This window comes from Streptococcus nidrosiense (genome assembly GCF_042140045.1).
GTDB classification, from domain to species: domain Bacteria; phylum Bacillota; class Bacilli; order Lactobacillales; family Streptococcaceae; genus Streptococcus; species Streptococcus nidrosiense.
This window is the reverse complement of sequence record NZ_CP152419.1, coordinates 275,746-297,036: the sequence shown is the minus strand read 5'-3', so window position 1 is coordinate 297,036 and position 21,291 is coordinate 275,746. Positions and strand designations below refer to the sequence as shown.

Sequence of the window (21,291 nt, the reverse complement as noted above, 5' to 3'; positions counted from 1 at the left end):
CTGTCGCTATCCCTTCATTTATGGTAAAATAGGACTATTAAGTTATAAAGAGGATTCCCTATGAAATTACAAAAACCAAAAGGAACGCAGGATATTTTACCTGCTGAGTCTGCCAAATGGCAGTACGTTGAAGGCTTTGCGCGTGAAATCTTCAAACGCTACAACTACGCAGAAGTACGCACGCCTATTTTTGAGCACTACGAAGTCATCAGTCGTTCTGTTGGAGACACAACTGATATCGTAACCAAGGAAATGTACGATTTTTACGACAAGGGAGACCGTCATATTACCCTCCGTCCAGAAGGAACTGCTCCAGTCGTTCGTTCTTATGTGGAAAACAAACTCTTTGCACCAGAAGTTCAAAAACCAAGCAAGTTCTACTACATGGGGCCAATGTTCCGCTATGAGCGCCCACAAGCAGGTCGTTTACGCCAATTCCACCAGATTGGTGTGGAGTGCTTTGGCTCTAGCAATCCAGCTACTGATGTAGAAACGATCGCTATGGCAGCCCACTTCTTGAAAGCAATCGGAATTCAAGGTGTCAAACTACACCTCAACACTCTTGGAAATCCTGAGAGCCGTGCGGCTTACCGTCAGGCCTTGATTGACTACTTAACACCGCTCAAGGAGACCTTGTCTAAGGATAGCCAACGTCGCTTGGAGGAAAATCCTCTTCGTGTCTTGGACTCTAAGGAAAAAGAAGACAAGGTGGCAGTGGAGAATGCGCCGTCTATCTTGGATTACCTGGATGCAGAAAGCCAAGCTCACTTTGATGCTGTTTGTCAGATGTTGGAAAATCTTGGAGTAGACTATATCATCGATACCAACATGGTGCGTGGTTTGGACTACTATAACCACACGATTTTTGAGTTTATCACAGAAATCGAGGGTAATGAATTGACAGTCTGTGCAGGTGGTCGCTATGATGGCTTGGTTGCTTACTTTGGTGGTCCTGAGACTGCTGGATTTGGTTTTGGACTTGGTGTTGAGCGCCTTCTTTTGGTCCTTGAAAAACAAGGTGTAGCACTTCCTATCGAAAACGCCCTAGATGTCTATATCGCAGTCTTGGGAGAAGGAGCAAATGTCAAAGCCCTAGAACTAGTACAAGCCCTTCGCCAACAAGGTTTTAAAGCAGAGCGTGATTACCTCAACCGCAAGCTTAAAGCTCAGTTCAAATCAGCCGATGTCTTTGCGGCTAAGACTCTTATCACTCTTGGAGAGAGCGAGGTCGAAAGCGGACAAGTGACAGTCAAGAACAACCAAACTCGCGAAGAAGTTCAAGTTTCACTTGAAACTATTAGCCAAAACTTCTCAGAAATCTTTGAAAAACTAGGATTTTATACTCAATGAAAATCAAAGAGCAAACTAGGAAGCTAGCCGCAGACTGTACTTGAGTACGGCAAGGTGAAGCTGACGTGGTTTGAATTTGATTTTCGAAGAGTATTAATAACAGATAAACTGGTCAGGATCTTACTCCTGACCTTTTTCTTTTGCAAAATGACAAAAATATTAAACTTTTTGACAAAGATACTTGTCAAAAATAAAAAGATGTGTTACAATGAAATCAAGTTAAGAAAAGTATAGCAGAAAGGAACGATTATGTGGGCATTAGGATTTGTACCTCTTATGATAATCTTTTATCTCGACCATATCCAAAAGGTCAAGAAACTAGAGAATAAAATCAAAAAGTTTGAGCGAAAAGAGAAAGGAAATACAGAAATGTCAAGATTATTAAAAGAATTGATTGGGAGAACGCCAGTCATCGTTGGACAATTATTTGGAACAGATAACTGGGAAGTTGTGGATGTTGATGAGGAATGGGTCAAGCTACGACGTGTAGATAAAAAGGGAAAAGAAAAATTCAAACTACAACGCATTGAGGATATCCAAACGATTCAATTTGACGGAAAGTAGGTGTGTGACATGCAACTAAAAAATCGTCTAAAAGAGCTTCGGGCTCGCGATGGCCTTAATCAAACCGACCTGGCCAAGCTAGCTGGCGTGTCCAGGCAAACCATCAGTTTGCTAGAACGGGATGAGTACACGCCATCCATCGTCATTGCCCTGAAGATTGCTCAGATATTCCATGAGCCAGTCGAGTCAGTCTTTCGCTTGGAGGAGGATGAGTGATGAACAAGTATAAAGTGATTTATTATCTATGTATAGTTGTGTTTATCGTTAATCTTTTGGCCATGATTGGAACCCTATTTGGTTGGGTTACTATCGTTGAAAGTAAATATCTCTTCTGGATAAATTTAGTGCTACTATTAGTCTTTAGATGGGTAGAGAGAAAGATAAAATTCAAAGAGCTCGTAAAAGGAGAGAAATGATGTTGAGATATAAACTGTTCTATTATGTAGCACTTGTAGCTCTATTGGTCGGCGTGTTTCTAATTATTGGGACAGACTTAGGCTGGTTTAATCTGTATCAAAGTGAGCAATCCTTTTGGATTTACTTTGGCCTCATCCCAGTAGTTGAATGGATTGAAAAGAAATTAAAAAATGTAGAAGTTGTAAGAGGAGAAGAATCATGAAAGAATTTTTGGCAGGTTTTCAAGTAGATACTGAGAACAAAGTACTTGCAGGTGTCTGTGCAGGTTTAGGAAACTATTTTAACATCCAAACCAACATCGTTCGTTTGGTGACGCTCTTCTTGTTTCTCTCTTCGACGGAGATTGGGATTATAACAGTGGCTCTCTATGCTTATCTAGCAGGTTGGCTAGGTAAAGAACCATTAGGAGATGGAGCGAAAAAAGCAAGAAACCAAGCTATTCTCTTATTTGTTGTTTGTTTGCTTTTGGTGTCGCTTGGAGCAGAAGGTTTGACAGCTATTTTTGAATCAGGTAAAGCCTTTGGTCAGTGGTTGGCTGGATTGGTTTAGAAAGAGGTTAAAATATGGAAAAGAATCACATAATTTTTGCACTGAAACTTTTTATTACAGGGGCTTTATTAGGAATACTTGCCGGAGCTCTTGGAGTTAAACCTTTAGGTATTAGTCAAGAGCAAGTAATCCCTGTCTTGTTCTCAATCTTTTTTGGTCTAGGGCTGATTACGGCAATCCTAACCTTTTATTTTATTAGAAAAAGTCATAAGGCTTATCAGAGCTATCAACGAGAAGAAGAGGACGAAGAAAATGAGCAAGACTATATTGCTATGTATCGTTTCTTGGATTATGGTACGGTAGCTTGGAATGTTTCCCAAATTAGTATGCTATTCTGTATGCTTTTAGACTTAGGAAGATTTGGCATATCAGCAACATCCTTACTTTTGATAGTTGTAAGTATTTGGTCGGGTGTTTACTGCCTAAAAATCACTAGCAAGATTCGTAACTATAAACTTTCTGTTATGGCCACACCCAAGGAAGTTTTGGAATACCTCGATACTTATGATGAGGGAGAAAAACAGGCTGAGATGGAAGAAGCTTACTTGATCTTGTTCAAGGTCAATCAGCTCATCATACCAGGTATCTATATTGTTTTAGTAGTTCTATCTATGGTATTAGGACAAGTACAGTTGGTTGCTCTGCTGGTGGCAGTTGTCATCCATTTGTACACGAATGTTGCACAGTTGCGAAAAACAAAACGTTATTTCAAATAGGAGAATCTTATGAAAACACTTCAAAATATCGGTTGGTATAGTCTTACTTTCTTATCATTTATTATGGTCTATAGTTTTATTCAGGGCGTAGGCTTAGAAGCCATGAAAATGGGTGCGCCTGAATATGTTGCTGTCCCAATTTATGTCTTATTAGCAGGAATTTTCACCTTCGTTACCTACAAGTGGTATAAGACAGGAACCGTTACGATTGAAAAAACAGGCCTTAACAAATACATCTGGTTGCCTGCCTTGGTATGGGCCCTTGTCATTGTTGCCCAATTCTTTTTGCCAAATGATCCATCAGTCAATCAACAGACGGCAGAACAATTGACTCATAATCAACCTCTCTTCGCTTTCTTCGTGATAGTTGTCTTTGCGCCCCTGACAGAAGAGTTAACCTTTAGAGGTATGCTAGCTCGTTATGTCTTCCCTCAACAGGATAACATCAAGCAGACAGCTCTCTTTCTACTAGTAACAAGCATCATCTTTGCCCTCGTTCATTTCCCTGGAACTCCACAACAATTCCTAGTGTATGGTTCCCTCGGTTTGAGCTTGGGGTTGGCTTATATCAGCAAGGGTGGACTGGCTTACAGCATTGCTTTACATGCTTTAAATAATTTAATCGGATTTTTAATGATTCTCATGCTATAATAGACTCAGGAGGAAGTCATGAAACGAGTGATATTATTAGCAGTGATTCAGGCAGTTGTTCTCTTCTTTATCATTGGAGCGCTTGCCTATGCTTTTAAAGGGGATTTCTTTTATAACAATCTAGCAGTTATCTTTGCTCCTATCGCAGGAGTGATACGATTTGCGACAGCCTATGCAACGGAGATTGTTCTCCCTAAAAAGGCTGCAGAGATTGCTGAAAAGCGAAAAAAATAAAGAAATACCAAGTAAAATAAGATCCAGCGAATGATTTTGCTGGATTTTTTCATTTATAAGAGGAAACTCTCAACTTTTCTGCTGATTTTCATGAAGAGCCTGCGCTTTTATGGTAAAATAGTAACAGAATAATAGAGGAGAGAAAACATGAAACGTAGTATGTATGCTGGTCGTGTTCGTGAGGAGCACATCGGACAAGAAATTACCTTGAAAGGATGGGTTGCCCGTCGTCGTGACCTTGGTGGTTTGATCTTTATTGACCTTCGTGACCGTGAAGGAATCATGCAGTTGGTTATCAACCCAGAAAAAGTATCTGCAGAGGTGATGGCAACAGCTGAAAGCCTTCGTAGTGAATTTGTCATCGAGGTGACTGGTCAAGTTGCTGCACGTGAGCAGGCCAATGATAAGTTGGCGACTGGAGCAGTTGAATTGAATGTAACAGCTCTTTCTGTACTTAACACAGCCAAAACAACACCATTTGAAATCAAGGATGGCATTGAAGCGAACGATGATACGCGTCTACGTTACCGTTATCTTGACCTTCGTCGCCCAGAAATGTTGGAAAACCTTAAACTTCGTGCCAAGGTAACTCATTCTATCCGTAACTACTTGGATGAGTTGGAATTTATCGACGTAGAAACACCCTTCCTTTCTAAGTCAACACCAGAAGGGGCGCGTGACTACTTGGTGCCATCTCGTGTCAATAAAGGGCATTTTTACGCACTTCCTCAAAGTCCGCAGATTACAAAACAGTTGTTGATGAATGCGGGATTTGACCGTTACTACCAAATCGTCAAATGTTTCCGCGATGAAGACTTGCGTGGAGACCGTCAGCCCGAGTTCACTCAGGTCGACTTGGAAACTTCATTCCTTACTGAGCAAGAAATCCAAGACATCACAGAAGGCTTGATTGCGCGCGTGATGAAGGAAACAAAAGGCATCGAAGTAACACTGCCATTCCCTCGAATGAAGTATGATGATGCTATGGCTCTTTATGGTTCTGATAAGCCTGATACTCGTTTTGAAATGTTGCTTCAAGACTTGACAGATCTTGTCAAGGGTGTAGATTTCAAAGTCTTCTCAGAAGCTCCTACCGTTAAAGCCATTGTAGTTAAAGGGGCTGCAGACAACTACTCTCGTAAAGACATCGACAAGATGACAGAAGTAGCTAAACAGTATGGTGCTAAGGGTCTTGCTTGGGTTAAAGTTGTTGATGGGGAATTGAACGGACCAGTTGCTAAATTCTTGACTGGCATTCAAGCAGACTTGACAGCAGCACTTGGTCTTGAAGATAAAGACTTGGTTCTCTTTGTGGCTGATACGCTTGAAGTTGCAAATGCAACACTTGGGGCCCTTCGTGGACGTATTGCCAAAGAGCTTGGCTTGATTGATAACGACAAATTTAACTTCCTCTGGGTAGTTGACTGGCCGATGTTTGAATGGTCTGAAGAAGAAGGACGTTATATGAGCGCCCACCATCCATTTACTCTTCCTCAAGCAGAAACTGCTCATGAGCTCGAGGGTGAATTGGCTAAGGTTCGTGCTATTGCCTACGATATCGTCTTGAACGGTTATGAACTTGGTGGTGGTAGCCTTCGTATCAACCAAAAAGAACTTCAAGAACGTATGTTCAAAGCTCTTGGTTTCTCAGCCGAAGAAGCAAATGACCAGTTTGGTTTCCTTTTGGAAGCTATGGACTATGGCTTCCCACCACACGGTGGTTTGGCTATCGGTCTTGACCGTTTTGTCATGTTGCTCGCTGGAGAAGAAAATATTCGCGAAGTCATTGCCTTTCCTAAGAACAATAAGGCAACTGACCCAATGACGCAAGCACCATCAACAGTAGCTCTTAAACAACTAGAGGAACTTAATCTACAAGTAGAACAAGATGAAACAAACGAAACTAACTAAAAAGTGGAATCATTATCTTCGCCGCTTTGCTTATCGAGTAAAGATTTTGCGTGTTTTACAAAGTATTTCTCGAGAAAAATACGATGAAAAAATCTCAGCTTCTCTGGTATATGGTTTTCTATCAGCAGTAGCCGTCAATTTCTTTTTCCAACCAGGGCACGTTTATTCAAGTGGTGCGACAGGATTGGCCCAGATTATATCTGCTCTAAGTAACCACTGGTTTGGGTTTCATTTCCCAATCTCAGTAGCATTTTATGCCATCAATATTCCTCTCATGATTTTGGCTTGGTATCAAATTGGACATAAGTTCACGATTTTTACCTTTATCACAGTATCCATGAGCTCGCTCTTTATCCAGTTTGTGCCGGTGGTGGTCTTAACAGAGGATCCAATCATCAATGCCCTTTTTGGGGGTGTTGTCATGGGACTGGGAATCGGATTTGCGCTACGCCATAACATTTCCAGCGGTGGAACAGATATTGTCAGCCTAACCATTCGTAAGAAGACAGGTCGTAACGTTGGAAGCATCTCCTTCTTGGTGAACGGGACAATCATGCTGATTGCAGGTTTGACCTTTGGCTGGAAATATGCCCTTTATTCCATGATTACTATCTTTGTCTCAAGTCGTGTGACAGATGCAGTTTTCACCAAACAAAAACGCATGCAGGCCATGATTGTTACTAGCAATCCAGATGCCGTCATTGAGAAAATCCATCATAAATTGCACCGTGGAGCGACTATGATCCATGATGCTGAAGGAACTTATAACCACGAACGTAAGGCTGTTTTGATTACGGTTATCACTCGTGCAGAGTTCAATGATTTTAAACTGATCATGAAGCAAGTTGATCCAACAGCCTTTGTTTCTGTTTCAGAAAATGTTCATATCCTAGGACGATTTGTCGAAGTCGAAAACTAATCAATTATAAAAATAGATTACAAAAAACCAACTCTAAGCAAAAGATGTTAGAGTTGGTTTTTCTTATTTTTCAATGATTTCATGTGCAATCACTTGACGATAGCAGATTTGACGATTTTCTTTGGTATCGCTGATGATTTGCAGGATGGTTTCAAATGAAGTACGTCCCAGAGAGAGGCTATTGATATCCACGTAGGCCGCTAGGTTTAATCTTGGATTAACAGAATCAAAGCTGAGTACAGGGATATTGAGATTGTGCTCGTTGAGGTAGTTACAAACACCTTCAGCTAAGAGGCTATCTGTTGTAATGATGGCATCAGTTTGAGGATCATGTTTGAAGAGACGTTTACTAAATTTATATCCCCTTTCTTCAAGAAATTCATCTGCAAAGAAGGTACGTTGACTATCAAGAGGAAGTTCGTGTTCTTGAAGGGCTTGTTCGTAACCTGTTAGACGATCCTGCGTAACGTAGAGTTTCTTGGCTCCACCGATGAAAGCGATTCGATTACATCCTTTCTTAATGAAGTATTCGGTTGCATCAAAACCAGCTTGAATATTATCGTTGTCAACAAGCGGAATAAAAGGGGACAAGGATTTTCCAAGGATGAGGAAAGGAAATTGTTCTTCTGAAACTAATTTTACCAAGGGATCATTTTCTTGGGCATACAAGAAGATAAGACCGTCTACACGCTTTCCATAGACCATCTGTGAAATTGCATTTAAGCGTTCTTTTTCATCTTTTCCAGTTGCAATCTGGATGGCATAGTGATTTTCTGAAGCAACTTGTGCAATACCACGTAGGACAGAAGGAAAGAAAGGATTTTGATAGAAGGCATCGGAGTCGTCTGGAAGAACTAAACCAATGACCTGCGTATAACTACTAACCAAGCTTCGGGCATTGAGGTTAGGATGATAATTGAGCTCTTTCATTGTCTTTCGAACTCGTTTTTTAGTCTCATCGCTAATGGTTGATTTATTTTGAATAACACGGGTTACGGTTGAGGGTGAAACCCCTGCAGCCTTGGCCACGTCTTTAATCGTAACAGGCATAATAATCTCCTACTTATGGTAGTCTGGATCACGGAAATGCGTTTTGTAAAAGATAGTGACCAGGTATAGAACAAATAAAATGTTTTGAACAGTAATTAAAGTTGCCATATTTTGGCCTAGGAGACCGAGAATCATGGCAAGTAAGGTTGGTAATCCTAAACAGTTCAAAATGAAATGATAGCACTCTTTATAGGTTTTAAATGAAAAGAGACGTGATTTTTTCGTAAAGTAGAGCAAGAGGCTAGAGCCTAGAGCAACGATGAAAAAATTAAGTCCGAAGAGGAAACTAGAACCTAACACAAGAAAGAGACTAACATAGACACGATTCTGTTGATACCAGTCTTTAGAAATGTCTTGTGTTAAGCTTTCCTTACTTTGGAAACTCTCAGTCGTGATCGCATGATAGCGAATGCTAGTCAATTCTTTTCCTTGCTTACTGATGACGAGCTGCTCAGGTTCAAAGTTAAGAAGTAATTCCTCAGGAAAGTCTGAACTAGAAGCGTCTCCGATTTGAACAGAAGCTTGCTGAGGAGTTGAACCCGTATAGCTCAACTTACCATCTACAATCTTAGCATTGGTAGCCAAATCCTGAACCACACTATCCGTCAGAGGAGCGTAGACATCATCGATGAAGGTTTCTAAAGGATAGGTTTCCTGAGAGCTGTTCTGGATGGCAATAGGCACCATAGACAAGCTAATCAAGAAAATACTGGTAAAAATCAGTTGAAACCAGTTGAGACCAAAACGTTGAGAGAGGGGCTTACGAAATCCCCATATACTATTAAAATAAGAAAATGGATATGGTAACATAAATCTCTTTCTATAGGCATTTTTCTATACGAGTATTATATAGAGAAATGTGTTTTATTTCAAGCAGGGGATACGAATCCTTGTTGAAAGTAGACTATTAATAAAATTTGTCAACTAACAATGAGGGTATTCTCAATAATCTCTTGTTTCTCACCAGACTATATAAGCATTAGTTTATACTCAATGAAAATCAAAGAGCAAACTAGGAAACTAGCCAAAGGCTGTACTTGAGTACGGCAAGGCGACGTTGACGCGGTTTGAATTTGATTTTAGAAGAGTATTAAAAATGAAAAAGGGTGGCGGGGGTATATTACCCCTTGTCGCCACCGCTTGTAAGTCCTGAAACGAAGTTCTTTTGTAAGAAGAAGAAGAGTGTACAGATTGGAAGAGCGATGAGGATAGCACCTGCTGAGAAGTAGGCAATCTTCAAGTTCTTCGCATTGTTGACGAAGGTTTGGAGACCAACGGCAACTGTAAAGTATTCTTTCTCACGAAGTAAGAAACTAGAGAGGATATAATCTCCGAAAGGTCCCATGAAGGCCCAGAGTGCTTGTACCGCAACCATTGGGCGGACGAGAGGGAGAACGATTTGCCAGAAGCGGCGGAAGTGTCCTGCACCATCCAGTTTTGCAGATTCATCGAGAGACATTGGCACGGTGTCAAAGTAACCTTTCATCAACCAAGCGTTCATAGGGATACCACCACCGACATATAGGAAGATGAGGAACCAGCTATGGTTAAGGGCATTTAACATGAGGGCCATAACGAAGAAGGCAGTCAAAGCGGCCATTGTTGGCACCATTTGGATAATCAAGAAGAAGACCAAACTTTGTTTACGAGCTAAGAAATTGTAACGGCTGTAAGCATAACCAGCAAGCACGATAATACTTGTCTGAACGACCATAGTGATCAAAGCGATGATCAAAGTATTAAGGTACCATGTCCCGTACAAGGTTTCTGTAAAGAGCCCTTTGAAGTTATCAAGACTAAAGTTGACATTGCTGTCGAGTTTAAAGGCCACAACGTTACCAGCCTTGAAGGCAGACATAATCGTGATTAAAAGAGGATAGATAATGACGATTGAAAGTCCGATCAAGTAGAGGTAAGTGAGGGTTTGAGTCAGTCTACGTTTTAGTTTGATTGAGTTATTCATCTTAGACGTCCTCCATATCAAATGCGTGTAGTTTCTTGAAGGCAATCATAGAAATAGAGATGACAATGATTGAAATAATCAAGGTAACGGCAGCTGCCATAGAGTATTGTGGAGCTGTACCTGTTGTCAAACGGTAAATCCATGAGATCAAGATATCGGTTGAACCAGCTCCACCACCGACACTACCAGGACCACCACCATTGAAGAGGTACATGATAGAGAAGTTGTTGAAGTTGAAGGTGTATTGGCTAATCAAAGTAGGTGCCGCAACTGCCAAAATCATTGGGAAAGTGATGCTGCGGAATTTTTGCCAAGCGTTTGCACCGTCGATATAAGCTGCTTCATACAAGTCGTTTGGAATAGACTGTAGGATACCGAGAGTAAGGACATAGATATAAGGGAATCCAAGCCAACCTTGCATCATAATCAAGGCAATTTTAGTCCAAGTTGGATTTGTCTTCCAAGGGATAAGAACGCCATCTAAGAAAGGAAGAACCTTAGCAAAAAGTGGCAAAACTTGAGTGTTGATAGCTCCGACACTATCGTTGAACATGTTTGAGAATGTCAAGATAGTGATGAAGGCTGGAACAGCCCAAGGTAGAAGGAAGATAACACCAAAGATACGTTTTCCTTTGATGAATGGTTGGTTAGCAATAATAGCTGTAAAGATACCGAGTACAATTTGCAAAGTAGATGCAGACAAAGCCCAGATAATAGTCCAAGAAAGAACAGAACCGAAGGCTGAACGGAAGGTACTCAAGCTCCAAATATTGGTGAAGTTAGTCAATCCAACCCAGTCCAAGAGTTTATTTGGTGGTAGATGTTGGAAATCATAGTTAGTAAAGGCAATCATCAAGGTTACAATAACTGGGAAGATGATGGCAAATGTCATGGCAACGTAAGATGGGATAATGAGCAAGTATGGGAATCCATTTTCATAGATACCTTTAATCATATCCTTAAGTGTCAATGGGACAGGAATGCCATTATTGATACGTTTTGCAATGGTATGAGCATCTTTAATATTGAGAATATAAAATGCTAGATAAACAATTACAAAAATAGAGTGAAATGCACCACGAATCAACATAAAGAGAGAGTTGTCACGGCCAGGTTTTTCACCGAGTGTGATCAAGTTGCTCAATTCAGGTGCTGCAAGTACTATAAAATAGAGGACAAAAGCTAATGTTACAGCAAGGAAGATAAAACCTTTGGCTTTTTGTTTGTTATAGATTTGCCCCAACCCAGGAATCAATGAAAGCAAGGCTGCTTTTCTTGGTTGTTGTTCCATGAGTACTCCTTTCATAAGATGTGAACGTCAAGCTGAGTTCTGTTAATATCTAAAAATCAAGGGGGATAAATTTTAAATCCCCCTTGAATCAATCAATTAGTTACCAAATTTTTGTTGGATTGTTTCTTTGATCAATGTTACAGCATCATTTGCAGCTGTTTTAGCATCTTTCTTACCGCTTACAGCGTCAAAGAGCATTGTTTTAGCTGGGTCCCAAACTGTTGACATTTGAGAGATGTTTGGCATTGGTTGAGCGTTCTTGAACTGTTTGATAACAGCAGTAGTCAACTCATCGTTTTTACCTTCAGCGTAAGTACGAGCTTCAGTGTTAGCTGGGATTTCGTTTGTTGCATCGTAGAATGCTTTTTGTTGGTCAGTTGAAACAAGGAAGTCTACGAATTTTTGAGCTCCTTCAAGGTTCTTAGTGCTTGATGGGATGATCCAAGCTTTACCACCACCAAAGGCTGCGTAGTTTTTACCGTTTGGAAGAGTTGGGATAGTTGCAACACCGTAGTTTACTTTAGCATCTTTGAATGCTTGAGCTTTCCAAGGTCCATCAATGATAGCAGCTGTTTTACCTTCTTGGAATTGAGTTTGGATCAAGTTTCCAGCACCTTCAGTATCTTGCATACCTTTAGGCCATTTGTCATACCAAGTTTTAGCGTAGTTGATACCTGCAATAGCACCATCGTTAGCAAGACCAATATCTTTAGGGTCTTTACCGTTTTGTCCAAACACGTAGGCACCATTACCAGCAAGAAGTCCATATGCGTAGTAGAAGTTAGTCCAGTCAGCTAGGAAAGCAGTAGTTTTTCCGTCTTCACCAGCGAAGGTATATTTGCTATCTTTAGCAAGTTCTTCCAAGTCAGCAAATGTCTTAGGAGCTTCTTTCACTAAGTCTTTGTTATAGTACATAACAAGTGACTCGATAACGGCTGGAGCCCCATAAACTTTACCACCAACAGTTACAAGAGATTTAGTAGTATCGTCTGTTTTAGCACCGTCACTCAAAGTAACTTCTGAAAGTTGTCCGTCAGTACCAAGGCTACCTACACGGTCGTATGGTGCCATCATGACGTCAGCAGCTTTACCTGATTGGTTATCAAGTGAAAGATTGTCAAGTCCACCTAATTGGTCCCCTGTTTTAATAGTAACTTTTACACCAGCTTCTTTTTCGTAAGCTTTGGCAGCTGATTCTGCAAAAGCTTTATATTGATCTTCAACGTAGAAAGTGATTTCTTTCGCTTCTGATGAACCAGAGTCAGCAGTTTTATCAGCAGTTTTGCTTCCACAAGCTACTAAAAGTAAGCTAGCAAGAGTAGCAGTACCAAGTACAGCTGCGCTCTTCATGAATTTAGTTGACATAGTGTATTCCTCCTAAAGAATAACAAATTTTGATTTCAAGGAAACGCAAACGTTTTCTCTTATGAACTTAGTATAGCACAAACAGAAAACGGTTGCAAGCGTTTTTTTGAAAAAAATTTAAAAAGCTTGTAACTGGTTAATCTCTAAAATTGGTTATATAATAGGAAGGAAAGGATGAAATCATATAAATTTCAATTCAAGAATAATTTAAGGGAAACGTTTGCATAGTTTGTAGATGTTTTTGTAGAGGTGAAAAAATAAGAATATAGTTTTTTAAAAAAGCTATAAAGTAAATAAATTGAAAAGTTTTTTGTTGAAACGCTTGCATTTCTTTTTGAAATGGGTTATACTTTACTTGGCGCAAACGTTTGCGCTTGTAAAAATGAAATATTTAACTACAAACACTTGAGGTGCTATTATGAAAAAACGTCAAAGTGGTGTGTTGATGCACATCTCATCACTTCCAGGGGCTTACGGAATCGGATCATTTGGTCAAAGCGCCTATGATTTCGTTGACTTCTTGGTTCGTACTAAACAACGTTACTGGCAAATCCTTCCATTAGGAACAACAAGCTACGGAGATTCTCCTTATCAATCTTTCTCAGCCTTTGCTGGAAATACTCATTTTATCGATCTTGATGTTTTGGTAGAGCAAGGCTTGTTAGAAGCAAGTGATCTTGAGGGAGTAGACTTCGGTAGCAACCCAACTGAAGTTGATTATGCTAAGATTTATTACGCACGTCGTCCGCTTCTAGAAAAAGCAGTTAAACGTTTCCTTGAAGTTGGAGATGTCAAAGATTTTGAAAAATTTGCTCAAGAAAACCAATCATGGCTTGAACTCTTTGCTGAGTATATGGCGATCAAAGAGCATTTTGACAACCTTGCTTGGACTGAATGGCCAGATGCTGATGCTCGTGCTCGCAAAGTTTCAACTCTTGAAAGCTACCGTGAACAATTGGCAGACAAACTTGTTTTCCACCGAGTAACCCAATATCTCTTCTTCCAACAATGGTTGAAATTGAAAGCATACGCTAACGAAAACCACATCGAGATTGTAGGGGATATGCCAATCTATGTTGCTGAAGATTCAAGCGATATGTGGGCAAATCCACACCTCTTTAAAACTGATGAAAACGGGAAAGCAACTTGCATTGCAGGATGCCCACCAGATGAGTTTTCTGAGACAGGTCAGCTTTGGGGGAATCCAATCTATGACTGGGAAGCAATGGATCGCGATGGTTATAAATGGTGGATTGAACGCTTGCGTGAAAGCTTTAAGATTTACGACATCGTGCGTATCGACCACTTCCGTGGATTTGAGTCTTACTGGGAAATTCCTGCGGGTTCTGAAACAGCGGCACCTGGTAAATGGGTGAAAGGACCTGATTACAAACTCTTTGCAGCTGTTAAAGAAGAACTTGGTGACTTGAACATCATCGCAGAAGACCTTGGATTCATGACTGATGAAGTCATCGAGCTTCGTGAGCGCACTGGATTCCCAGGAATGAAAGTCCTTCAATTTGCTTTCAATCCAGAACACGAAAGTATCGACAGCCCACACTTGGCACCAGCAAACTCAGTTATGTATACAGGAACACACGATAACAACACTGTTCTTGGTTGGTACCGTGATGAGATTGATGATCCAACTCGTGAGTATATGGCTCGCTACACAAACCGTAAAGAGTACGAAACAGTGGTGCATGCTATGCTTCGTACAGCTTTCGCATCAGTAAGTTTCATGACGATTGCCACTATGCAAGATTTGCTAGAGTTGGATGGTTCAGCTCGTATGAACTTCCCATCTACTCTTGGTGGAAACTGGTCATGGCGTATGACAGAGGAACAATTGACTCCTGCTGTCGAAGAAACTTTGCTTGACTTGACTACAATTTATCGCCGTATCAATGAAAATTTGGTAGAATTAAAGAAATAAGACATTATCAGGAGACACAAAAATGTTACCATTAAAAGAATTTGTACAAAATCGTTACAATAAATCTATCGCAGAATGCAGCAACGAAGAGCTTTATCTTGCTCTTCTTAACTACAGCAAACTTGCTAGTAGCCAAAAACCAGTCAACACTGGTAAGAAAAAAGTTTACTACATCTCAGCTGAGTTCTTGATTGGTAAACTCTTGTCAAACAACTTGATTAACCTTGGTCTTTATGACGAAGTTAAAAAAGAACTTGCAGCTGCAGGTAAAGAGTTGATCGAAATCGAAGAAGTAGAATTGGAACCATCACTTGGTAATGGTGGTTTGGGACGTTTGGCAGCCTGCTTTATCGACTCAATCGCTACACTTGGTTTGAATGGTGACGGTGTTGGTTTGAACTACCACTTCGGTCTTTTCCAACAAGTGCTTAAAAACAACCAACAAGAAACGATTCCTAATGCTTGGTTGACTGACCAAAACTGGTTGGTTCGCTCAAGTCGTAGCTACCAAGTACCATTTGCAGACTTTACTTTGATATCAACTCTTTACGATATTGATGTTACTGGTTATGAAACAGCAACTAAAAACCGTTTGCGTTTGTTCGACTTGGATTCAGTTGATTCTTCAATCATTCAAGATGGTATCAACTTTGATAAGACAGATATCGCTCACAACTTGACTCTTTTCCTTTACCCAGACGATAGCGATAAACAAGGTGAATTGCTCCGTATCTTCCAACAATACTTCATGGTTTCAAACGGTGCGCAATTGATCATCGATGAAGCGATCGAAAAAGGCAGCAACTTGCACGACCTTGCTGACTACGCAGTTGTACAAATCAACGATACTCACCCATCAATGGTTATCCCTGAATTGATCCGTCTTTTGACTGAACGTGGTATCGAACTTGATGAAGCAATTTCAATCGTTCGTAGCATGACTGCTTACACAAACCACACAATCCTTGCTGAAGCCCTTGAAAAATGGCCTCTTGAATTCTTGGAAGAAGTGGTTCCTCACTTGGTACCAATCATCAAGGAATTGGACCGTCGTGTTAAAGCAGAATACAAAGACCCAGCTGTTCAAATCATCGATGAGAGCGGACGTGTTCACATGGCTCACATGGATATCCACTACGGATACAGCGTAAACGGGGTTGCGGCTCTTCACACTGAAATCTTGAAGAACTCAGAGTTGAAAGCCTTCTACGACATCTACCCAGAAAAATTCAACAACAAAACAAACGGTATTACTTTCCGTCGTTGGCTCATGCATGCTAACCCAAGATTGTCTCACTACTTAGATGAGATTCTTGGAGATGGTTGGCACCATGAAGCAGATGAGCTTGAAAAACTCTTGTCTTATGAAGATAAAGTAGCTGTAAAAGAAAAATTGGAAAGCATCAAGGCTCACAACAAACGTAAATTGGCTCGTCACTTGAAAGAGCACCAAGGTGTGGAAATCAATCCAAACTCTATCTTTGACATCCAAATCAAACGTCTTCACGAGTACAAACGTCAACAAATGAACGCTTTGTATGTGATCCACAAATACTTGGACATCAAGGCTGGTAACATCCCTGCTCGTCCAATCACAGTATTCTTTGGTGGTAAAGCAGCTCCTGCCTACACTATCGCCCAAGACATCATCCACTTGATCCTTTGCTTGTCAGAAGTGATTGCAAACGACCCAGCAGTAGCTCCACACTTGCAAGTGGTTATGGTTGAAAACTACAACGTTACTGCAGCAAGCTTCTTGATCCCAGCATGTGACATCTCTGAACAAATCTCACTTGCTTCTAAAGAAGCTTCGGGTACTGGTAATATGAAATTCATGTTGAACGGAGCCTTGACTCTTGGTACTATGGACGGTGCTAACGTGGAAATCGCTGAGTTGGTTGGCGACGAAAACATCTACATCTTCGGTGAAGATTCAGAAACTGTTATCGACCTTTACGCGAAATCAGCTTACAAATCAAGCGAGTTCTACGCTCGTGAAGCTATCAAACCATTGGTTGACTTTATCGTGAGCGACGCTGTTCTTGCAGTTGGTAAGATTGAACGCTTGGAACGTCTTTACAATGAATTGATCAACAAAGACTGGTTCATGACTCTTCTTGACTTGGAAGATTACATCAAAGTGAAAGAGCAAATGCTTGCTGACTACGAAGACCGTGACGCATGGTTGGACAAAGTCATCGTTAACATTTCTAAAGCAGGATTCTTCTCATCTGACCGTACAATCGCTCAGTACAACGAAGATATCTGGCACTTGAACTAATACTCTTCGAAAATCAAATTCAAACCACGTCAACGTCGCCTTGCCGTACTCAAGTACAGCCTGCGGCTAGTTTCCTAGTTTGCTCTTTGATTTTCATTGAGTATAAGATACGAAATTTTATAGTTATTACATATCTAGCAAAAAAGCGAGTTTCAATTGAAATTCGCTTTTTTTGAATGTTGTGGATTTGAGGTTGACTGGTCTCAAAAGAAAAAATAATCTGTCAATAATTTCTAGACTTAAAAATCAGACCTAGAGGACACTAAGAAGGCTGGTTTTACTACCTTTAAGCATAAGTTTCTTCTTAGCTGTTACCTCAAATTTCTTGTATTCGTTTACAAACAGTATTATAATAGTATTATAGTAAAGAAAGAAGGTATTCTTATGTGGAAAAAATATTTTTCAAAATATAAATGGACTGATTTATTTTGGATTCTTTTTGTAATTTGGTCATGCCTTTATACGGGTAATAGTTCTTCGTTTCCACTTACTCATCAAGAAATCTCTTTTCATGGATGTTGTTATGGGGCATCACTTGCCTTATATCACTTGCTATTTATTGATAAATTTGTCATTTCAAATCGAAAATAAATGGAGAGGTCAAAGTTTTTTATACTATTCGGAAAGACAGTGAAAAATCGTGTTTCAAACCCGCATCTCAAGAAGAGGTGCGGGTTTTGTCTTATCTAAAAAATTTATTTACAGTGCTTTTCCGACCAGAATCTCTGCTTCGATGGTAATCTCTGTCAGTTGACTCCAATCAATCTTGCTTTGGTCAACGTGAAAGAGGAGGGGTGTCATGCTGAGTAAAGCTTGTCTTTGCTCTGCTGTAATGGATTTGGTCAGGGAAGCAGTCTGGATAGATTGGATGCTGAAGTGTTCTTGGAAGTGTTTTTTGATATCTTGGTTTGAATAGTCCTTCTTTGTTAGCTGGTCCTGTACCATTTGACGGATTTCCTTGAGGTGGTTTTCAGTAGGAATGACCTTGATTAAGATGCCGTCCTTTGATAAGACTCGTCGGAATTCTCCGTAGTTGGCAGGTGAGAAGATATCAAGTAGGATATCCATGCTGGCGTCTTTTATAGGAAGGCGAGCCAGGTCACCAACAAACCAGTTGACTGCCCAGTTGGTTTCACTTTTAGCAGCGATTTGGACCGAATCTTTTGAAATATCAAAGGCGTAGAAGGTCTTGTCGGGGTGCAGTTCTTGGAGTTTGCGAGAGTAGAAACCTTCGCCACAGCCGATATCCAAGACTGTTTGACTCGTTTCTAAGCTAGAAATCATGGTTGATAAGGCATCTAGAATAGCCTGATAAAATCCAGCTTCTAGGATTTGCTGACGGTTTTGAAAGTTTTCCTTGTCGTAGTTGGCGGATTGCTTGATTTGAGGGGCTAGATTGACATATCCGAATTTTGCTAGGTCAAAAGAATGGCGGTTGCTACACTTGAGACTAGACTCTACCAAGATCAGGTTTTCATGGCAGACGGGACAGGCAAAAGCGCTAGCAGAAGCAAAACGCTGGAGTTTAGGTTTAAGGTTTGTATTCATAGTTTAAGTGTATCAAAAGAGGCAAATGAAAGCAACTTTAGGAATAAGTAGATGGGAGATTCAGTAGAAATAAAACTAATTCTCCAATTTATAGAATGAAATTGATTTTATATCTAAATTGCTATATAATAATGATAAGGAGGAAATAAGTATGCTAAAAGAAGTATTAAACGTCGCAAAAGTTGCGAAAAAATCATCACTCTTTTTGGGTGGTGTCGCATTTGGTACACTTGGTTTGAAAATCTTAGCAAGTAAGGAAGCTAAAAAAGGTTATTCTAAAGCTTTGGCTAAGGCTTACAAGTTGAAAGACGGGCTAGATGCATCTGTTTCTGTTGTGAAACAACATGGAGACGATGTCTTGCAAGATGCCAAATATTTGTACGAGCAAGAGAAAAAAGAAGAGCAATTAGATAGCCTTATAGGAGAATAATATGTCTTTTAAAGTGCTACATAGAGGATACCAACATATCCGACTATCATCTTCTTTTTCACTCACCTTGGATATTCAAGACTATCTTCGTTCCTTGGCGAGAGATGAAAAGGGGATTGAGTCTATCCAGTTTTACATGGATCAACAGCACTTTACTCTACGCATAAAAGAAGGCTTTTCTGTATTAGATAATGCAGAAGCCTTTTTAAAAAGAATTGATAGAGGGAAAGTTTCTGAGTTGATGACTCTTCCCATTCGTAGAGAAGAGAGTGCTTATTCTATTGTTTCAGGTGCAGCGATTAAGCGTATAATTTTTCGTAGTTTTGTGCCGTATCCTATTCGCTATATATGGACTTGTTATCAGGCTTTGGGTTATATCAGAGAAGCCTATCAAACACTAGCGCGTAAGGAACTAACGATGGAAGTCTTGGACTGTTCGGCGATTTTATTGTCCTTGTTTATGAACCAATCCAAGACAGCTAGCAACATCATGTTTATGCTTGATTTGGGAAATCATTTAGATCAGTGGTCCTTGAAAAAAACTGCAACAGATTTAGAACAAAGCCTTCTTGCAAAAGAGAGCGATGTATTCTTAGTACAGGGCGATACGGTTGTTAGTATCAAGAGTTCCGATGTTCAAATAGGAGATGTCTTGGTCTTATCTCAAGGAAATGAAATTCTATTTGATGGACAAGTAGTTTCAGGTTTAGGTATGGTCAACGAAAGTTCCTTGACGGGAGAGAGTTTTCCAGTTGAAAAAAGAGAGTCTGATTTGGTTTGTGCAAATACAGTATTAGAAACTGGAGAGTTACGCATTCGTGTAACCGATAATCAGATGAACAGCCGGATTTTACAACTGATTGAGTTGATGAAAAAATCTGAAGAAAACAAGAAAACGAAACAACGCTATTTCATCAAGATGGCGGACAAGGTCGTCAAATATAATTTCTTGGGGGCTGGGCTGACTTACCTATTGACAGGTTCTTTTTCTAAGGCTATTTCTTTTCTATTGGTCGATTTCTCCTGCGCTTTGAAAATCTCTACTCCTGTAGCTTATTTGACAGCTATCAAGGAGGGGTTGAATCGTGAAATGGTGATTAAGGATGGGGATGTTCTGGAGAAATATCTGGAAGTTGATACCTTCTTGTTTGATAAGACGGGAACAATCACAACTAGTTATCCGATAGTTGAAAAGGTGTTACCTTTTGGGGACTATAGTGAGGAAGATATTCTCAGAATCAGTGCCTGTCTTGAGGAACACATTTATCATCCTATTGCTAATGCCATCGTCAAGCAAGCTGAGATAGAGGGAATTGAACATGAGGAAATGCATGGGAAACTCCAATATATCGCAAGCAAGGGGATCAAATCTCATATAGATGGCCAACCAGTTCTTATTGGGAATTATGTCTTGATGCAGGATGAGCAAATTCATATCAGTTCAGAACAAAATGCTTTAATTGAAGAGTACAAGAGTCACTACAATCTCTTATTCTTGGCTTATCAGAATGAATTGATTGGAATGTTCTGCATTCATACTCCTTTGAGAAAAGAAGCAAAAGCAGCCTTGGAGAAACTTAAGGCACAAGGGAAAAAATTGATTCTGGCAACAGGGGACACCTTGGTTAGAACAGAGGAATTAGTCAAAGATTTGCCCTTTGATCAGGTCTATACAGACTTGAAACCTGATGGGAAATTTGAGTTAGTAGAGGAACTGCAGAAAGCAGGTCATACTATTTTGATGGTTGGGGATGGGTTGAATGACTCAGCTGCTCTAACCCTATCAGATATCGGTGTGGTAATGAATGAGAGTGCAGATATTTCTAAGCAGATGAGTGATATCTTATTGTTAGATAATCGCTTGGATTTCTTCCAAGAGTTGGATTGGCTATCATCATCTTTGCAAACACTCATCAAGAAGAATATTCAAGATACCGTTGTCGTAAATAGTAGTTTGATTGGCTTTGGCTTGTTTAATTGGCTCAGTCCTTCAAATCTCTCTATCTTACATAATCTAACAACCTTACGTATTGTACTGCGTAGCCTGTCTATTAAGGCTAGATAGATATGGTTATCAACAACAAAAAGGAGTTACCTTTCTCGAGGTTAACTCCTT

General features: G+C 40.2%; 21 protein-coding genes and 1 pseudogene. 16 read left to right on the top strand and 6 right to left on the bottom strand.

Features of this window, described 5'->3' with window-relative positions:
- The first annotated feature begins 60 nt into the window (after positions 1-60).
- The 11 genes and pseudogenes from hisS to AAFQ93_RS01370 all read left to right on the top strand — a co-directional run bounded on the left by hisS (position 61) and on the right by AAFQ93_RS01370 (position 7,311).
- Positions 61-1,350 (top strand): histidine--tRNA ligase, encoded by a 1,290-nt coding sequence (hisS, locus tag AAFQ93_RS01420; RefSeq protein WP_375555421.1) that lies wholly within the window; start codon positions 61-63, stop codon positions 1,348-1,350.
- 96 nt (positions 1,351-1,446) lie between these two features.
- A pseudogene (locus tag AAFQ93_RS01415) lies at positions 1,447-1,914 on the top strand (hypothetical protein).
- 9 nt (positions 1,915-1,923) lie between these two features.
- Complete coding sequence (locus tag AAFQ93_RS01410) at positions 1,924-2,130, top strand: helix-turn-helix transcriptional regulator (protein ID WP_375555420.1); 207 nt, start codon at positions 1,924-1,926, stop codon at positions 2,128-2,130.
- Positions 2,130-2,330, top strand: a complete 201-nt coding sequence (locus AAFQ93_RS01405; protein ID WP_375555419.1) for a hypothetical protein — start codon at positions 2,130-2,132, stop codon at positions 2,328-2,330. Before AAFQ93_RS01410 ends, AAFQ93_RS01405 begins: the two co-directional genes overlap by 1 nt.
- Positions 2,330-2,533 (top strand): hypothetical protein, encoded by a 204-nt coding sequence (locus AAFQ93_RS01400; RefSeq protein ID WP_375555762.1) that lies wholly within the window; start codon positions 2,330-2,332, stop codon positions 2,531-2,533. The genes AAFQ93_RS01405 and AAFQ93_RS01400 overlap by 1 nt, the downstream gene beginning before the upstream one ends.
- On the top strand, positions 2,530-2,880 hold the full coding sequence (locus AAFQ93_RS01395; RefSeq protein ID WP_223140307.1) for a PspC domain-containing protein: 351 nt from the start codon (positions 2,530-2,532) through the stop codon (positions 2,878-2,880). The genes AAFQ93_RS01400 and AAFQ93_RS01395 overlap by 4 nt, the downstream gene beginning before the upstream one ends.
- Positions 2,881-2,894: 14 nt before the next feature.
- On the top strand, positions 2,895-3,596 hold the full coding sequence (locus AAFQ93_RS01390) for a DUF3169 family protein (RefSeq protein ID WP_375555418.1): 702 nt from the start codon (positions 2,895-2,897) through the stop codon (positions 3,594-3,596).
- A gap of 9 nt (positions 3,597-3,605) precedes the next feature.
- Positions 3,606-4,247: a lysostaphin resistance A-like protein gene (locus AAFQ93_RS01385; RefSeq protein ID WP_375555417.1), complete on the top strand. Its 642-nt coding sequence runs from the start codon at positions 3,606-3,608 to the stop codon at positions 4,245-4,247.
- An 18-nt stretch (positions 4,248-4,265) separates the two neighbouring features.
- A complete protein-coding gene (locus AAFQ93_RS01380) occupies positions 4,266-4,481 on the top strand; it encodes a hypothetical protein (RefSeq protein ID WP_375555416.1) in 216 nt (71 codons plus the stop codon).
- Between the two features lie 147 nt (positions 4,482-4,628).
- Entirely contained in the window at positions 4,629-6,392 is a 1,764-nt protein-coding gene (aspS, locus tag AAFQ93_RS01375) for an aspartate--tRNA ligase (protein WP_045762552.1), read from the top strand.
- Positions 6,370-7,311, top strand: a complete 942-nt coding sequence (locus tag AAFQ93_RS01370; protein ID WP_045762553.1) for a YitT family protein — start codon at positions 6,370-6,372, stop codon at positions 7,309-7,311. The genes aspS and AAFQ93_RS01370 overlap by 23 nt, the downstream gene beginning before the upstream one ends.
- Positions 7,312-7,374: 63 nt before the next feature.
- On the opposite strand, the gene AAFQ93_RS01365 is transcribed toward AAFQ93_RS01370, so the two are convergent.
- From AAFQ93_RS01365 to AAFQ93_RS01345, 5 genes are all read right to left on the bottom strand, one after another.
- Complete coding sequence (locus tag AAFQ93_RS01365; protein ID WP_375555415.1) at positions 7,375-8,361, bottom strand: LacI family DNA-binding transcriptional regulator; 987 nt, start codon at positions 8,359-8,361, stop codon at positions 7,375-7,377.
- Between the two features lie 9 nt (positions 8,362-8,370).
- Entirely contained in the window at positions 8,371-9,171 is an 801-nt protein-coding gene (locus AAFQ93_RS01360) for a DUF1189 domain-containing protein (RefSeq protein WP_375555414.1), read from the bottom strand.
- Positions 9,172-9,481: 310 nt separating this feature from the next.
- Positions 9,482-10,324 carry a sugar ABC transporter permease gene (locus tag AAFQ93_RS01355; protein ID WP_045613887.1) on the bottom strand — a complete coding sequence of 281 codons (843 nt, stop codon included), beginning with the start codon at positions 10,322-10,324 and terminating at the stop codon, positions 9,482-9,484.
- A 1-nt stretch (position 10,325) separates the two neighbouring features.
- On the bottom strand, positions 10,326-11,615 hold the full coding sequence (locus AAFQ93_RS01350; protein ID WP_375555413.1) for an ABC transporter permease subunit: 1,290 nt from the start codon (positions 11,613-11,615) through the stop codon (positions 10,326-10,328).
- 96 nt (positions 11,616-11,711) lie between these two features.
- Positions 11,712-12,980, bottom strand: coding sequence for an extracellular solute-binding protein (locus tag AAFQ93_RS01345; protein ID WP_375555412.1), 1,269 nt, complete (start codon positions 12,978-12,980; stop codon positions 11,712-11,714).
- A gap of 418 nt (positions 12,981-13,398) precedes the next feature.
- Between AAFQ93_RS01345 and malQ the strand changes: the two genes are divergently transcribed.
- The 3 genes from malQ (at position 13,399) to AAFQ93_RS01330 (ending at position 17,788) form a co-directional block, all read left to right on the top strand.
- Entirely contained in the window at positions 13,399-14,916 is a 1,518-nt protein-coding gene (malQ, locus tag AAFQ93_RS01340) for a 4-alpha-glucanotransferase (RefSeq protein ID WP_248034473.1), read from the top strand.
- Positions 14,917-14,938: 22 nt separating this feature from the next.
- Entirely contained in the window at positions 14,939-17,197 is a 2,259-nt protein-coding gene (gene glgP, locus AAFQ93_RS01335; RefSeq protein ID WP_375555411.1) for a glycogen/starch/alpha-glucan family phosphorylase, read from the top strand.
- 384 nt (positions 17,198-17,581) lie between these two features.
- Positions 17,582-17,788, top strand: a complete 207-nt coding sequence (locus tag AAFQ93_RS01330; protein ID WP_083312347.1) for a hypothetical protein — start codon at positions 17,582-17,584, stop codon at positions 17,786-17,788.
- 108 nt (positions 17,789-17,896) lie between these two features.
- Here AAFQ93_RS01330 and AAFQ93_RS01325 read toward each other — a convergent pair whose 3' ends face one another.
- Positions 17,897-18,745, bottom strand: a complete 849-nt coding sequence (locus AAFQ93_RS01325; protein WP_375555410.1) for a putative RNA methyltransferase — start codon at positions 18,743-18,745, stop codon at positions 17,897-17,899.
- Between the two features lie 151 nt (positions 18,746-18,896).
- Between AAFQ93_RS01325 and AAFQ93_RS01320 the strand changes: the two genes are divergently transcribed.
- The gene (locus AAFQ93_RS01320; RefSeq protein WP_049531184.1) at positions 18,897-19,175 is read left to right on the top strand and encodes a DUF6110 family protein; all 279 of its coding nucleotides are present in this window, start codon (positions 18,897-18,899) and stop codon (positions 19,173-19,175) included.
- A gap of 1 nt (position 19,176) precedes the next feature.
- Positions 19,177-21,240: a heavy metal translocating P-type ATPase gene (locus AAFQ93_RS01315; protein WP_375555409.1), complete on the top strand. Its 2,064-nt coding sequence runs from the start codon at positions 19,177-19,179 to the stop codon at positions 21,238-21,240.
- The last annotated feature ends 51 nt before the right edge of the window (positions 21,241-21,291 follow it).